Origin of the sequence: Bradyrhizobium sp. LMG 9283, assembly GCF_045571415.1 — a bacterium.
Classification (GTDB): Bacteria; Pseudomonadota; Alphaproteobacteria; order Rhizobiales; family Xanthobacteraceae; genus Bradyrhizobium.
The window spans coordinates 829,722-844,722 of the sequence record NZ_CP120691.1 but is presented as its reverse complement, the minus strand read 5'-3'; the positions used below and the strand labels follow the sequence as shown (position 1 = coordinate 844,722).

The 15,001-nt window shown below is 64.0% G+C and carries 12 protein-coding genes, 1 tRNA gene and 3 pseudogenes; 8 read left to right on the top strand and 8 right to left on the bottom strand.

Annotated features, from left to right (window positions below; all coding sequences use genetic code 11):
- Positions 1–27: 27 nt before the first annotated feature.
- The gene (locus tag P6U29_RS03910; RefSeq protein WP_407116394.1) at positions 28–1,392 is read right to left on the bottom strand and encodes an FAD-dependent oxidoreductase; all 1,365 of its coding nucleotides are present in this window, start codon (positions 1,390–1,392) and stop codon (positions 28–30) included.
- Between the two features lie 111 nt (positions 1,393–1,503).
- Here P6U29_RS03910 and P6U29_RS03905 point away from each other — a divergent pair, with 111 nt between their 5' ends.
- Positions 1,504–2,388 (top strand): LysR family transcriptional regulator, encoded by an 885-nt coding sequence (locus P6U29_RS03905; RefSeq protein ID WP_407116393.1) that lies wholly within the window; start codon positions 1,504–1,506, stop codon positions 2,386–2,388.
- A 144-nt stretch (positions 2,389–2,532) separates the two neighbouring features.
- A complete protein-coding gene (locus tag P6U29_RS03900) occupies positions 2,533–2,796 on the top strand; it encodes a hypothetical protein (RefSeq protein ID WP_407116392.1) in 264 nt (87 codons plus the stop codon).
- Between the two features lie 3 nt (positions 2,797–2,799).
- On the opposite strand, the gene P6U29_RS03895 is transcribed toward P6U29_RS03900, so the two are convergent.
- Positions 2,800–3,603 carry an enoyl-CoA hydratase-related protein gene (locus P6U29_RS03895; protein WP_407116391.1) on the bottom strand — a complete coding sequence of 268 codons (804 nt, stop codon included), beginning with the start codon at positions 3,601–3,603 and terminating at the stop codon, positions 2,800–2,802.
- A 155-nt stretch (positions 3,604–3,758) separates the two neighbouring features.
- Here P6U29_RS03895 and P6U29_RS03890 point away from each other — a divergent pair.
- The 3 pseudogenes from P6U29_RS03890 to P6U29_RS03880 all read left to right on the top strand — a co-directional run.
- Positions 3,759–3,899, top strand: a pseudogene (locus tag P6U29_RS03890) (2-dehydropantoate 2-reductase N-terminal domain-containing protein); the annotation flags it as partial.
- Positions 3,900–3,950: 51 nt separating this feature from the next.
- Positions 3,951–5,336 (top strand): annotated as a pseudogene (locus P6U29_RS03885) (IS1182 family transposase); the annotation flags it as partial.
- 250 nt (positions 5,337–5,586) lie between these two features.
- A pseudogene (locus P6U29_RS03880) lies at positions 5,587–6,423 on the top strand (ketopantoate reductase C-terminal domain-containing protein); the annotation flags it as partial.
- A gap of 3 nt (positions 6,424–6,426) precedes the next feature.
- On the opposite strand, the gene P6U29_RS03875 reads toward P6U29_RS03880, so the two are convergent.
- Positions 6,427–7,104, bottom strand: a complete 678-nt coding sequence (locus tag P6U29_RS03875; protein ID WP_407116390.1) for an alpha/beta family hydrolase — start codon at positions 7,102–7,104, stop codon at positions 6,427–6,429.
- Between the two features lie 126 nt (positions 7,105–7,230).
- Here P6U29_RS03875 and P6U29_RS03870 point away from each other — a divergent pair, with 126 nt between their 5' ends.
- On the top strand, positions 7,231–8,376 hold the full coding sequence (locus tag P6U29_RS03870; RefSeq protein ID WP_407116389.1) for an acyl-CoA dehydrogenase family protein: 1,146 nt from the start codon (positions 7,231–7,233) through the stop codon (positions 8,374–8,376).
- 3 nt (positions 8,377–8,379) lie between these two features.
- Here P6U29_RS03870 and P6U29_RS03865 read toward each other — a convergent pair whose 3' ends face one another.
- The gene (locus tag P6U29_RS03865) at positions 8,380–9,360 is read right to left on the bottom strand and encodes a helix-turn-helix domain-containing protein (protein ID WP_407116388.1); all 981 of its coding nucleotides are present in this window, start codon (positions 9,358–9,360) and stop codon (positions 8,380–8,382) included.
- Between the two features lie 142 nt (positions 9,361–9,502).
- On the opposite strand from P6U29_RS03865, the gene P6U29_RS03860 reads away from it, so the two are divergent.
- Entirely contained in the window at positions 9,503–10,228 is a 726-nt protein-coding gene (locus P6U29_RS03860) for an alpha/beta fold hydrolase (RefSeq protein WP_407116387.1), read from the top strand.
- A gap of 42 nt (positions 10,229–10,270) precedes the next feature.
- On the opposite strand, the gene P6U29_RS03855 is transcribed toward P6U29_RS03860, so the two are convergent.
- From P6U29_RS03855 to P6U29_RS03845, 3 genes are all read right to left on the bottom strand, one after another.
- A complete protein-coding gene (locus tag P6U29_RS03855; protein WP_407116386.1) occupies positions 10,271–11,410 on the bottom strand; it encodes an amidohydrolase/deacetylase family metallohydrolase in 1,140 nt (379 codons plus the stop codon).
- 204 nt (positions 11,411–11,614) lie between these two features.
- The gene (locus P6U29_RS03850; protein ID WP_407116385.1) at positions 11,615–13,075 is read right to left on the bottom strand and encodes a catalase; all 1,461 of its coding nucleotides are present in this window, start codon (positions 13,073–13,075) and stop codon (positions 11,615–11,617) included.
- Between the two features lie 68 nt (positions 13,076–13,143).
- A complete protein-coding gene (locus P6U29_RS03845) occupies positions 13,144–13,785 on the bottom strand; it encodes an HD domain-containing protein (protein ID WP_407116384.1) in 642 nt (213 codons plus the stop codon).
- A gap of 104 nt (positions 13,786–13,889) precedes the next feature.
- Between P6U29_RS03845 and P6U29_RS03840 the strand changes: the two genes are divergently transcribed.
- Positions 13,890–14,873, top strand: a complete 984-nt coding sequence (locus P6U29_RS03840; RefSeq protein ID WP_407116383.1) for a GlxA family transcriptional regulator — start codon at positions 13,890–13,892, stop codon at positions 14,871–14,873.
- Positions 14,874–14,898: 25 nt separating this feature from the next.
- Here the strand turns inward: P6U29_RS03840 and P6U29_RS03835 are convergent.
- Positions 14,899–14,975: transfer RNA gene (locus P6U29_RS03835), tRNA-Arg, on the bottom strand.
- Positions 14,976–15,001: the final 26 nt, after the last annotated feature.

The window sequence follows — 15,001 nt, the reverse complement described above, 5'->3', positions numbered from 1 at the left end:
CCTCCGCCGTCGTTGTCTTGCAGTCCGTTAAAGCCCTTCGGGCACCGCCTGGTCTCGCCCGATGAAAGCGCCCTGTTGTTTCAACGTTTCCTGCAATTTTTCAACGGGGAAGTCACGCGGGATCCGATTTCCGGAGAGCGCCAGCGCGGCGGCGGAACCGGCGGCCTCGCCCATCACGAAACAGGCGCCTGAGACCCGCGCCGCCGACTGGCCCTCATGGGTCATCGAAGCACAGCGGCCGGCGACCAGGAGATTGTCGACGCCCTCGGGCACCAGCATCCGGTAGGGCAGCTCGTTGTAGCCGCGGGATTCCGGGATCGGCGGGAAGGTGAAGACGACGTCGCCGGGAACATGGGCCTCGATCGGCCAGCCATTGACGCCGATCGAGTCCGCGAACGAGGCGCAGCCGAGCACGTCCTCGCCGCTGAGCTGATAGCCACCCCTGATGCGGCGGGTCTCGCGGATGCCGAGCTGGGGCGGCAGGTCGACGATGTAGGACTTTTCAAACCCGGGCACGGTGCGCAGGAATTCAAACGCGGCGAGCGCCTGCTTGCGGCCTTCGATCTCGCCGCGGGTGAGGTCGTCGGGCTCGATGCCGTTGATGGCGTGGCCGTCCTCGCGCGCGATTTGCGTAAAGTTCACCCGCCATTCGATGCCGGACTTTTGCGGCCGCACGATCGCGCTCTTGCGCGGGAATGTGTGGGTGCCGGCGGCCGCGGCCTTTTCCATCAACTGCGGAATGGTCCGCCAGGCTTCGCCCGCCTTCTCAGGATCGATGCCATTGAGGCGGAGCATCATCGAGGGGTAGAGCGGATGACCGTGCGCGTCGCCGATGTCGAACGGCGCGCCTGCCCAGACCGCGAGATCGCCGTCGCCGGAGCAGTCGATAAAAATCTCCGCGCGCACGGCCTGCCGACCGGCCTTGGTCTCGACCAGCAACGCGTCGATGCGGCAGTCGTCGCCCATCACCACACCGGCGCCGAGCGCGTGGAAGAGGATATTCACTTTGTGACCTGCGAGCAGCTCGTCGGCCGCGATCTTGTAGGCCGCGCTGTCGTAAGCTTGCGCGAAGACCTTGCCGAGGATCAGATGCGGCGCGTTGAGGCCATTCAGATGATCGATCCGCGCCAGCAGCTCCGACGCCATGCCCTGCACCAGCCGCCGATGCTCACCATGGACGTTACCGTGCAGGCCGCAAAAGTTGGTGACGCCGGCCGCGGTGCCCATGCCGCCGAGAAAGCCGTAGCGTTCGATCAGTAAGGTCCGCCGTCCGGCCCGCGCCGCCGAGGCCGCCGCGATAATGCCGGCAGGACCGCCGCCGAGCACGACGACTTCATACTCGCCATAGAGCGGCACTTGTCGTGCCGGTTCTTCAATCGTCGTGGCCCGCATGGCGCGTCCGCTCCCGGAAATCTCTTGCTTGGGGCGACTATGAATTAACGCGAGGGAGCGTACAATCCACCAAGATACGCGATCAGCTTTCGCGAATCGAGAAAGGGCGACATGGACATCCTGGTGAACCTGCAGGCCTTCCTCGCCACCGCGGATGCCACCGGCTTCTCTGCCGCCGCGCGAAAGCTCAACGTCTCGACGTCGGTGGTCGCCAAGCGCGTCACGCAGCTGGAGACACGGATCGGCACGCCGCTGTTTCACCGCTCGACCCGGCAATTGCGGCTCACCGAAGCCGGGCAGCGCTATGTGCATCGCGCGCGCGGCGTGGTCGCCGACGCGACCGATCTGCTCTCGCGGATGGGCGAGAAGGGCCATGATCTCGTCGATCACCTTCGCATCAAGGCGCCGACTTCGCTGACCGTGGCGCGCCTCGCCGACGCCTTCAGCGCCTTCCAGACCCAGAATCCGCGACTGAAGCTCGAGATCGTGCTGATCGATCGTCCGGTCGATCCCGTCACCGAAGGTTTTGATATCGCCATCGGCGCCTTCCCGCATTCGTTCGGCGGTGTCATCGACGAGCCGCTGTGTCCGCTGAAGCGGCTGCTCTGCGCCTCGCCGGCTTACTTGAAGAAACATGGCACGCCAAAACATCCGCGCGACCTCGTCGAGCATCGCTGCCTCAGCTTCATGCCGACCGGACCGGAATGGGTCTTCGACGGACCGCGCGGCCGCATCAGCATCCAGGTCAGCCCACTGCTGTCCTCCAACGAAGGACACGTGCTGGCACGCAGCGCGATCGCCGGCAACGGCATCGCACTGATCTCGCATTATCTCGTAGCCGATGCGTTGCGCGATGGCAGGCTGAAGCCCGTGCTGCGCGACTTTCCGATTCCGGAATTGTGGGTGAAGGCCGCGATCCCCGAGCGGCGACGCAACGCCGCCGCGGTGCAGGCGCTGCTGACACTGCTGAAAACGTCACTGGCGCCGTCGCTGTGAGCCGTGTGAAGTGCCGTAGCCCGCATGAGTGAAGCGACATGCGGGATTTTTCTCGGCCTCCCCGGATATCGCTTCGCTCATCCGGGCTACGCACGGCAGAAGTTGCAGTTGCCCTCGATCAACGGACCTGACAGAAGTGTCCGCATGGATTCGACGCTCTTGAAATTCGCTCTGCTCGCTCTCGCGATCTCCGTCGCTCCCGCCGCAGCCCTGGAGCAAAACTGCCGCTTCATCCAGGCCAAGCCCGATCGCGAGGCCTGCTACAAGCGGCAGGAGGAAGAACTCGCCGCGAAGCGCAAGCCCGCCGCGCCGACCGACGAGAGCAAGACATTCGAAACGCTGCGCCAGATGCGGCAGGGCGACGACGCCGTCTATCGCAGCATCAACAACATCTGCCGCGGCTGCTGACGTTCACGTTTTTCCGCCGCTCCAATTCGCCGCCCGCTTCTCGGCGAACGAGGCCAGCCCTTCCGCAGCTTCCGCGCTCTGGCGCTTGAGCGAATGCAGCTGCACGAGCCGGTTATAGACGGCATCGTCCACCGCCATGCCACCGAAAGAGCTTTCGAGCGCCAGCTTCTTGGTTTCAGCCATTGCCTCCGGTCCGTTGGCGAGCAGTTGCTCGACCACCTTGCTGCCTGCAGCTTCGAGATCGGCGAGCGGCACCACCTCATGCACGAGGCCGATGCGGCGGGCGTCCTCGGCGCCGAAGCGCTCGCCGGTGAGCGCGTAGCGGCGGACTTGCCGGACACTGATGGCGTCGCAGAGCTGCGGGATGATGATCGCCGCGGTCAGGCCCCAGCGCACCTCAGTGATCGAGAACAGCGCGTTGTCCGCGGCAATCACGACATCGCAGGCCGCGATCACGCCGGTTCCGCCGCCGAAACAGCCGCCCTGCACCAGCGCGACGGTCGGGATCGGCAAGGTGTTGAGCCGCTGCACGGCCTCGAAGGTCGCACGCGAGGCCGCCTCGTTGGCTTCAGTTGATTGCGGCCGCACGCCGTTGATCCATTTGAGGTCAGCGCCCGCCTGGAAATGCTTGCCATTCCCCTTGAGAACGACGACGCGGAGGTTCGGCTTTTTAGCCAGATCGTCCATGGCCGCGAGCACGCCTGATATCAGCGCGCCGTCATACGCATTGTTGACCTCCGGCCGGTTCAACGTGACGGTCGCAACCCCACGCTCATCAAGGCTCCACAGGACGGGGCTGGCAGTCATCGGCGATCCTCCGGTCGTTTGTTTGCCCTGCACTATGGCCGAGGCTGCATGTCCCGATCCATATCTTTCCGGCGTAGGGCGGCCGCGTCCATCGCATGGCGGCTTGTGTCATGCTGCTGCCAGACGGCACCAAGGGATGGATACGGGATATCATCATGCGCATCTGCATTTTCGGCGCGGGCGCCGTCGGCAGCCACATTGCGGTACGGCTGGCGCGCGCCGGCCATGAGGTGTCGTGCGTGATGCGGGGGGCGCATCTGGAGGCGGCTCGCGCCAATGGCCTCAAGTTGCGCGTCGAGACTGAGCAAGAACTCGGCATTTTGGTGAGTTGATGTACGATTCTGTTCATGACGAATCGCACATTCAAGACCGGCGAGAGCCGCGACCAGGCCAGCCTGCTTCCTGCTCGGATTGAGGACTATGTCGGACCGGACAACCCCGTCCGGGCGATTGAGAGCTTCGTTCGTGTCCTCGACCTTGCCAAGCTCGGCTTTCGCCATGCGGATCGCAAGGCTGAAGAGGTCGGCCAGCCGCCATACGATCCAGCCGATCTGCTGAAGCTCTACCTTTACGGCTACATCAACCAAATCAGGTCGTCGCGTCGGTTGGAGCGGGAGGCCGGCCGCAATCTGGAACTGATCTGGCTGCTGAGGAATCTGAAGCCGGGTTATCGGACGATCGGCAATTTCCGCAAAGAGAACTGGGCGGCTCTGAAGGCAGCTAACCGCAGCTTCGTGCTGCTGATGCGCGAGCTTGGTCTTGTCGGCGGCAGCGTTGTTGCAATTGACGGCTCGTTCTTCCATGGCGACGCCAGCAAGGCCAGCATCTTTACGCGCAAACGGCTTGCCGATCAGATCATCAAGCTGGACCAAGAGATCGAGGCTTACGGCAAGTGCCTTGAGGACAATGATGCCGCGGAAGCCAAGAAGCCGGGCAAGGATGGCCCCGATGGCGGCGGCGGAGGTGGCGGCGACATCGGTGCGAAGATCGCGGCGCTGCTGGCGAAGCGCTTGCGCGCACAAGGCGACCTTGCTCGGCTGGAAGAGAATGGCGCGACGCAGCTATCCCTGACTGATCCGGATGCCCGGCTTCTGGTCAAGAGCGGCCAGGGCGTCGCAGGCTACAATGTGCAGACCGCCGTCGATGACAAGCACAAGCTCATTGTCGCCAGCGAGGTGGTGAACGACAGCAGCGATGTCGGCCAGCTACATGCGATGGCCATGGCGGCAAAAGAGGCTCTCGAGGTCGGGGCCCTGCAGGCGCTGGCAGATGAGGGCTATTACAGCAGTCGCGAACTGAAGGCCTGTGAAGACGATGGCATCACGCCCTATGTGCCGGTGCCGGAGGGCAACGCCCGGCTCGAGAAGCAAGGCCGCTTTGCCCTCAAGGACTTCAACTATGATGGCGCAACCGACACCTACCGTTGTCCTGCCGGCCAACCGCTACATCCGATGAAGAGCAGGCAAAAGAACACCAGCGGCCGCATCGAGATCCGCTATGCGGCGCGCGGAGCGATCTGCAGGACCTGCCCGCTCAAGGTCCAGTGTCTCTCGTCGAACGCGGCCTACCGGACGATCGGTCGCTGGGAGCATGAAGGCGTTCTTGAACGTCATCGCGCGCGGATGCAGGGTGCAGGCGAGCTGATGCGCCGTCGTTTTGCCATCGTCGAGCATCCGTTTGGCACGCTCAAATGCCGCGCCGGCTATCGTCATTTCCTGGTCCGCGGCTTCGATAAGGTCCGCGGTGAGTGGAACCTGATGGCGCTCTGCTACAACTTTACCCGCGTGCTCAACATTCTTGGCTTAGACGTGTTTCTGGCCGCCCTCGCAAAGACGCTCGCTCCTGGCCGAGGCACCCTCGCAGCCCTCCTGCAGGGCATCCAGCTTGCTCCAGAGGCCTTCTGGATCAATCACCGCCTCCGATCGCAATCGGTCGCCCACACCGGCCTGACTCCGCCAAAACCAGTAATTCTTGCTCAGTCTCGTCGGCGATTCCGAGGTCGGCGCCAAGGTGAACGCATCGGGCGATCCGGCCCAGCTCGGCGCGCAGGACGTCGTGATCTCTACGCTGAAGGCGACCGCGCTGCCGGGACTGGTGTCCAGCATCAAGCCGTTGCTGCAAGACGATACCGCGATCGTGTTCGCCCAGAACGGCATTCCTTGGTGGTACGGGATCGGGCTGCCGCCGCGACACCCGACCCCGCCCGACATTTCCTTCCTCGACCCCGGCGGCCGCCTGCGCGCCTGCATCCCGAAGGAGCGCATCATCGGCGGCGTCGTCTTCTCCTCCAACGAGGTGACCGCGCCCGGCGTGGTGCAGAACCTCACGCCGGACCGCAATCGCCTCCTGATCGGCGAATGCGATGACCGCAATTGCGAGCGGATCACGAAGCTTCGCGGCGTCTTCAACGATGCGCGGCTGGAATCGCCGCCGGTGGCCGAGATCCGCGAGGCGATCTGGTCAAAGCTGCTGACCAACATGTCGCTCTCGGTGCTGTGCCTGCTCACCGGCCAGACCGCGCGTGGCGTGCGCGACGACCCCGCTTTCGCGGAGGTGATTCCGCGCATGCTGAACGAAGCCAACGAGATCGCCCAGCATTTCATTCCCGAGGTCAAGCGCGTCACCCGCAGCGGCCCCGCCCCCAACCACAAGCCGTCGCTGCTGCAGGACTACGAGCTCGGTCGCGCCATGGAGATCGACGTGCTGGTGAAGGCGCCCCAAGCCTTCGCGCGCACCGCCGGCCTGTCGACACCGACGCTCGACCTGATCGCCGCGCTCGCGATCCAGAAGGCGCGCGACAAGGGGCTCTATTCGGCCTGAGCCTCAGGCGAGCGCATCGATCCAGGCCGCGAGCGCATCCAGCACCTCGGTGAGCGCCTCGTCATTGCTACGGCCGGACTTCTTTAGCACCGCAAACGAATGGTCGCCGCCTTCGACCTGGTGCAGCGTCGCCTTCGGGCCGAGCTTCTCGACGACAGGCTTGAAATAGCTTAGATCGGCAAGCGCATCGCGCGTGCCCTGCAGGAACAGCATGGGGATGGCGATGCCGGAGAGGTGCTCGGCGCGCTCCGACGACGGCTTCTTAGCGGCATGCAGAGGAAAGCCGAGGAAAGCGAGGCCTTTGACGTCAGGCAAAGGTGCCTTCGCCTGCGCCTGCGAGGTCATGCGTCCGCCGAAAGATTTGCCACCCGCAATGAGCTTCACGCCGGGACACAGCCGCGCCGCCTCCTCGATCGCCGCGCGGATGGCGGCGTGCGCGACGGCCGGCTGGTCGGGACGCCCCTTCTTCTCTTCCATGTAAGGGAAATTGAATCGGAACGTCGCGATGCCGCGCTCCGCAAGGCCAGATGCGACCTTCTCCATGAATGAATGCCGCATATCCGCGCCCGCGCCGTGCGTCAGCACGTAGCAGGCGCGCGCATGATCCGGCCGCGTCAGCATCGCCGAGACCGTGCCGATGCGCTCGATGTCGAGCTTGAGCTCTTGAGTTTTGACAGCCACAATCAGCCATCCCGACAGACGCTGTTACGGTCGCCTTGGTAGCGTCCCCAGCGCAGCCTGAAAACACAATAATTGCCGCGGCGGACTGGCCTACCAAGCCGGAACGCCGCACCAACCGAGGTAATCATGTCCTACCGCTCCTCCTGGATGACCGAAGAGCTCGACGTTTTCCGCGACCAGTTCCGGAAATACCTCGCCAAGGACTTGGCGCCGCACGCCGAAAAATGGCGCGCGCAGAAGATGGTCGACCGCTTCGCCTGGCGCGGGCTCGGCGAGATGGGCGCGCTGCTGGCGAGCGTGCCCGAGGAATATGGCGGCCTCGGCGCGACCTTCGCCTATGACGCCGCCGTGCTGGACGATCTCGAGAGCACGGTGCCGGAGCTAACGACCGGCGTCTCCGTGCACAGCGCCATCGTCGCGCACTACATCCTCAATTACGGCTCGGAGGAGCAGAAGAAGCGCTGGCTGCCGAAGATGGCCTCGGGCGAGATGGTCGGCGCCATCGCCATGACCGAGCCCGGTACCGGCTCGGATCTCCAGGCGGTCAAGACCACGGCGAAGAAGCAGGGCAATTCCTACGTTATCAACGGCCAGAAGACGTTCATCACCAACGGCCAAGCCGCCGACCTCGTCATTGTGGTCGCCCGCACGGGCGAAGCCGGCGCCAAGGGCATCTCGCTGATCGTGATCGAGACCGCGGGCGCGGACGGCTACAAGCGCGGGCGCAACCTCGACAAGATCGGGCTGCACGCCTCCGACACGTCCGAGCTGTTCTTCGATAATGTCGTGGTGCCGCCGGAAAACCTGCTCGGCAAGGAGGAAGGCCAGGGCTTTGTCCAGCTGATGCAGCAATTGCCGCAGGAGCGGCTTGCGCTCGCGGTCGGCGCCGTCGCCTCGATGGAGCGCGCCGTGAAACTCACCACCGAGTACACCAAGGAGCGGAAGGCGTTCGGCAAGCCACTGATGGATTTCCAGAACACCGCCTTCACGCTGGCCGAGCGCAAGACCGAGGCGATGATCGCGCGCGTCTTCGTCGACTGGTGCATCGAGCGCTTGGTCGCAAAAGACCTCGACACGGTCACGGCATCGATGGCGAAGTACTGGTGCTCGGAGAAGCAGGTCGAGACGGCCGACGAATGCCTGCAGCTGTTCGGCGGCTACGGCTACATGCAGGAATACCCGATCTCGCGCATCTTCATCGATTCCCGCATCCAGAAGATCTATGGCGGCACCAATGAAATCATGAAGCTGTTGATCGCAAGGTCGCTGTAGCGCTCAGCGCGTCCGCCAGTCGCGCGGACGGCAGCCAAAGCGCTGCTTGAAACGGCGCGTGAAATGGGAGAGGTCCGAGAAACCCCAGTCGAACGCGATGGCGCCGATCGCCCGATCCGCCATTGCGGCATCCCTGAGATCCTTGGCCGCCCCGTCGAGTCGATGGTCGATGACGTATTCGGTGAAGCTGGAGCCTGACCGCGCCAGAAGCTTGTGCACATAGCGCTCGCTGATGCCTACGGCCTCGGCGACATCGGCAACCGCAAGACCGGGCTGACGAAGCCGCTGGTGAATGGCTCGTTTCAGCGCCAGCGCGGTCGCATCGGCAAGACTCTCGGACTCTGCAGCACCTGCCCGGCTGCGCCGCGACAGGCTGACGGCGACCAGCTCGATCAGCGCGCGAAACAAAAGCACGCCCTCGTCCTCGGTCATGCGCAGCGCCCCGTCGCTGAGCGTGCGCGCAGTCTCGACGATGAGATGGCCGACGAAGGGATCGTCGGAGACGCGTACCGCGGAGATCTCGAACGAGGCCGGCAACCGCTCGCGCAAGGCCTCTGCCGGCACCCAGAACGAGGCGACCTGCAATTGCGGACCCCGGTCGTGCAGGAGGGCGAACTGCCGATCGCTGTCGAAGATACCGACCTGCCCGGGCGAGAGGCTGATCTCGCGGCCGTCCTGCTGGATGCGGCAGCGGCCGGCCAGCTTCAGGTTGAGGTAGAAACAGCTGCGGTCGGACGCCGCGATGTCGGCCGCGGAGCGGCGTACCACATGCTCAGGAAAGCTGACGCGGTTGATCGCAGCATCGCCAAGACGGACGTGCTCGACGCTGGCGGGAAAGCCAGCCGCGGCCGCCGGCTCCGGCGTCAGATTCATAAATGCCTGGCAGATCGCCTCGCGGTAATAGGCGAATTGCTCGTTCGGCCGCATGCCCGTGGTATTCCAGGCCGATTGCCGTGACGGAATGGCGCGCTCGATCTGCTGCATCGGTTCACTCCGAGACCAATCCGGTTCACTTCCAGCCAAGCGGCAAATCAGTCGCCGGTCCACAATTGACGCACGGCAGCGCCGCACCGGCTAGGGCCCATCGCAACCTCAATCTAACCACACCCTCGGGAGGAGCCACAACATGTCGACCTACGTTCTCGTTCATGGCGCCTGGCACACCGGTGCCGAGTTCGAGCCCGTCGCCGCGCCGATCCGCGCGGCTGGCCATCAGGTCCATACCCCCACCATCAAAGGCAACCGACCGGGCGATGCCAAGACGACCGGGCTGAAGGCAGCGATCCAGTCGATCGCCGACTACCTTGCGGAGAACGATCTGAAGGACGTCATCCTGGTCGGCCATTCCTATGGCGGCATGATCATCACGGGGGCGGCCGACCTCGCGCCGGAGCGCATCCGTCGCCTCGTCTACTGGAATGCCTTCGTGCCCAACAATGGCGAATGCCTCAACGACATGGTGCCACCGCACTATATCGGACTGTTCGACGCGATCGCGGCCGAGCGCGGCGACGGCTCGGTGGTGCTGCCCTTCCCGATCTGGCGCGAAGCCTTCATCAACGATGCGGATATCGAGCTGGCGCAGCGCGCCTACGACGTGCTCAATCCGCATCCGCTGGCGACCTTCACCGACAAGATCGTCCTCAAGACCAATCCGGCCGAGATGCCGCTGGCCAAATCCTACATCAACTGCACCGAGGACACCGCGCTGCCGCACAGCTATGGCTGGCATCCGCGTCTATCGGAGAAGCTCGGCCTGTTCCGTCTGGTGCAGGTCGCGGGAAGCCACGAGCTGTGCTTCTCCGATCCGGCGCGGCTCGCCAAGGCGATCATGGAGGCGGGACGCGACTGACGGGTAGATTCGGTGACGGCGCTCACGATCCGTGAGCACCGGTCAATTCGGATGCCACCAGCGGCCGCCGATGACGACGCCTTCGGACACGATCTTGCGATTCCCCGTCAGGTGCTCGCCGACGACGTCTTCATAGTCGAACTGGCCTTGTCTCACCGAAATCAGCGTGGCGTCGCCGACGCTGCCCGGTTTGAGGCTGCCGAGCTCGGGGCGTCGCAGCGCCATCGCCGCGTTCACCGTCGAGGCCGCAATCACATCCGGCAGCTCCATGCCCATACACAGGAACTTCGACATGGTCGTGACCTGGTCATAGGCCGGGCCGTCGATGCAGAGCTGATGGATATCGGAGGAGATGGTGTCGGGATAGAAGCCGTTGGCGAGCATGGCGCGCGCGGTCTTGAAGGCGAACGAGCCCTTGCCGTGGCCGATGTCGAAAAGCACGCCGCGCTCGCGCGCGTCCAGCACCGCCTTCTTCACCGTGCCTTGCGCGGTCGCGGGCGTGTTGGGAAAGGGGCGGAACGCATGGGTCAGCACGTCGCCGGGACGTAGGCGGGCGAGCACGTCCTCATAGCTCGGCGGCGGATGGTCGATATGCGCCATCAGGGGCATGCCGACCTCGTCCGCGACCTCGAGCGCGATGTCGAGCGGCACCGCGCCCGAGGTGCCCGAGGAATGCAAGCCGACGCGCACCTTGATGCCGACGATGAGGTCGCGATTGGCATCGGCCACCTTGGCCGCCTCGATCGGATTCATCAGCCGCAGCTCCTCGCTCTCGCCGACCATGATCCGGTGCGAGAAGCCGAAGATGCCGGCATGCGAGACGTGCAAATAAGCGAGGATGCGGACCTGGCTCGGCTCGATCACATGCTTGCGGAAGCCCGCGAAGTTACCGGGACCCGCACTGCCGGTGTCGACGGAGGTGGTGACGCCTGAGGTGCGGCAGAATTCCTCGGCATCGATGCCGAGCGAGGTGCCGCCCCAGTAAACGTGGGTATGGAGATCGATCAGCCCCGGCGTGACGATGAACCGTGAGACATCGCGCACATCGGTGCCCGGATCGGCCTTGAGCCCGCTGCCGATCGCCGCGACCTTGCCGTCCGAAAATGCGACATCCGTCACGGCATCGAGCTTCTGCGAGGGGTCAAGGACCCGCCCGCCACGCAGGATCAAGTCAAAAGGCATTATGGTCTCCGGATGTCGCGGTGAAGCGGCCGACCGGCAGTCAGCCGAAAGAAGGAAAGCCTTACACTTCTAGCAATTTTTGCGCCGGAGCCCCTGGCAAATGGGAACGATGCCCATGATAAAATGGCGGTCGATCCCAGGAGGAGTTGCGCTTCCGGCTCGCGGTGCCGCAAGCCCTCTCCTCCCGGATCGTCTCGAAGCGGCCTACGCGGAGCGGACCGTGGCGAGGCGCTCCAGCGCTTTGCGGACGCCGGCGCCATAGGCAGGATCGGCTTTCGTGCAGTTCGCGATGTGCCGCTCCTGGATATGGACCGCCGCAGCGCCGACGCTGCGTGCCGTATTGTCGAACAGGATCTGCCGCTGCGCCGCGTTCATCTTGCGGAACAAGTCGCCGGGCTGTTGATAGTGGTCGTCATCGACACGGTGATCCCAATGGGCGGCCGCGCCGTCAACGTCCAGCGGAGGCTCGTTGAGATCCGGCTGATCGGTCCACTCGCCGTGGCTGTTCGGGAAATAGGTCGGGGTCCGCCCAAGATTGCCATCCGTTCGCATGGCACCATCGCGATGGTAGCTGTGATACGGACATTTCGGAGCATTTACCGGTATCAAATGATGGTTGACGCCAAGGCGATAGCGCGCCGCATCGCCGTATGAGAACAGGCGCGCCTGCAGCATTTTGTCAGGCGAGAAACCGATGCCGGGCACGACGTGGGCGGGCGAGAAGGACGCCTGCTCGACCTCGGCAAAGACGTTCTCCGGATTGCGGTTCAGTTCGACAAAACCGACCTCGATCAGCGGAAAATTCGCCTTGGGCCAGACCTTGGTCAGATCGAACGGGTTGAACGGAAACGCTTTGGCTTCTTCATCGGTCATGACCTGCACGAACAGAGTCCAGCGCGGAAATTCACCGCGCTCGATGCTGCCGAACAAATCGCGTTGATGAGACTCCCGGTCCTTGCCGACGAGCGCTTCGGCCTCAGCGTCCGTCAGGTTCTCGATGCCCTGCTGTGTGCGGAAGTGAAACTTAACCCAGGTCCGTTCATCGGCAGCGTTGACGAAGCTATAGGTGTGGCTGCCGAACCCGTGCATATGACGATAGCTCTTCGGAATGCCGCGCTCACTCATGAGGATGGTGACCTGATGCAGCGCCTCCGGGAGCAGCGTCCAGAAATCCCAATTGTTGTCGGCGCTGCGCATGCCGGTTCGCGGGTCACGCTTGATCGCGTGATTGAGGTCTGGGAAGCGCAGGGGATCGCGAAAGAAGAACACCGGGGTGTTGTTGCCTACCATGTCCCAGTTACCTTCCTCGGTGTAGAACTTGAGCGCAAAGCCACGAATGTCACGCTCGGCGTCGGCCGCCCCGCGTTCACCAGCGACGGTCGAGAACCGTGCGAACATGGGCGTCTGCTTTCCGATCTGTGAGAAAATCTTCGCCTTGGTATAGCGGGTGATGTCATGGGTTACGGTGAAGGTGCCGTAGGCACCCGATCCCTTGGCATGCATCCGCCGCTCGGGGATCACTTCGCGGTCGAAATGAGCCAGCTTCTCGATCAACCAGATGTCCTGGAGAAGAGCGGGGCCACGGCGCCCAGCGGTCATGATGTTCAGATTGTCGCTGACGGGAGCGCCGTTCGCGTGCGTGAGATAGGGTGGCTTGTCGCTCATGTGATGACTCCTGATCGGTGATTTGGGGAGAGAGGCGGCAGGGCCGCGCTGCAGCGCCGAGCGCCCGCTCAGCCGTGCCAACGCGAGCCGCGGATAACGCTGCAAAAGTTGCCGCGATGAAAATGCGGTTCCTTGTCGGCGATGACATCGGCCTTGACGTTGCCGAAGGTGGTATCCGGCCTGTGCTTGATGCCGTCGTAGAACGCCTGGATGATGTCCTCCTTGAAGTGCGGCGTTCGCGGAAACGCCTTCACAACCGCCTCGCGTTCCTCGTCGGAATAGTCTGTGTAGGTAAGTCCGAGGACGTCCATCTCGACACCCGCCGTCACCAGCGCGACGACGGGATGCATGTGCTGCGGCACGCCGGGCGTGGTGTGCAGAGCGATCGCGGTCCAGACCGTGTACGCGTCAGCTTCAGAGACGCCGTAGCTGCGCAGGAAATCGCGCGCGGCGTGCGCGCCGTCGACCTCGAACCGCTCGTGCTTGCTGCCATGGCTCGGCATCAGGCCGACATCATGAAACATCGCGCCGGCATAAAGCAGTTCGCGGTCGAACTTCAGCCCGCGGCGGATGCCGGCCAGCGCGCCGAAATGATAGACGCGGCTGGAATGATTGAAGAGCAGGTCCGTCTCGGTATCGCGGATGTAGTCGGTGATGGCGCGCGCAAGCTTGCTGTCGGGGATGGCGGCGGCTTTGACAATCTGTGGCATGAGAGTCTCCTGAAATCTTTGGTGGCCCGCAAGCTAAATCCGGGCTATTCTGTCTTCAATTGACGTAACACGTCTAAAACGGACAAATACCGACCGAGGCGGACATGAGTGGGAAGCCAAGACCGAGAACCGTTGTGATCGTGGCGCTGCCCGGGGTGCAGCTTCTCGACGTGGCCGGACCGCTCGACGTTTTCGCCGAGGCCAACCTGCAGGCAGGCCATCAGGCCTATGTGCTTTGTGTGGCGGGGGCGGAGCCAGGCCCGATCCGCAGCTCTTCAGGCGTGCGGCTGATGCCGGACCGGATCATCGATCGCGGCTTCCAGGAGAGCATCGACACATTGCTGATCGCCGGATGCCCGCACGCCGCCGATATGCCGGCAGACGGCGTCGTGATCGATTGGCTCCGCCGGCGGGCGACCAGGACCCGGCGCTTCGGATCGGTTTGCAGCGGCGCGTTCTTCCTTGCAGCGGCGGGACTCCTCGACGGCAGGCGAGTCACGACGCACTGGGCAGTCGCCGACCGGCTTGCCGAAAAATTTCCGTCAGTCACCGTGGACAAGGACGCGATCTACGTCACCGACGGCAAGCTTCGCACGGCCGCCGGCGTGACCGCGGGACTCGATCTTGCGCTCGCTCTCGTCGAGGAGGATCTCGGGCGCGAGACGGCGATGAAGGTTGCGAGCCAGCTGGTCATGTTCTTCAAGCGGCCGGGCGGACAAATGCAGTTCAGCCGCAAGGGCGAGACTGTCCCCGCCGGCCGCGCAGCGCTGCAGGAACTGCAGCGCTGGGTCGCCGCCAATCCTGGACTGGACCACAGCGTCGCGAGCCTCGCGGCACGCATGGACATCAGCCCGCGTCATTTTGCGCGGCTGTTCCGTGCCGAAATCGGAACCACCCCCGCAACCTGGGTCGAGGAGGCCCGCGTCAACGCCGCGAGACGCCTGCTGGAGCTTGGAAACGAAGCGCCCAAGCAAGTGGCCCTGCATTGCGGTTTTGCGGACGCGGACACGTTGCGCCGCGCGTTCGCCCGCCATGTCGGCGTGACACCCGCCGAATATCGCAAGCGCTTTGCGCGGATCTCGACCTAATAAGCGATATGGGGGAAGATGAGATTGGCGATCCCGGGAAGACTCGAACTTCCGACCTACGGTTTAGGAAACCGCCGCTCTATCCGGCTGAGCTACGGGACCGCGGAACCCGAAAGGTGCGGGTTCGG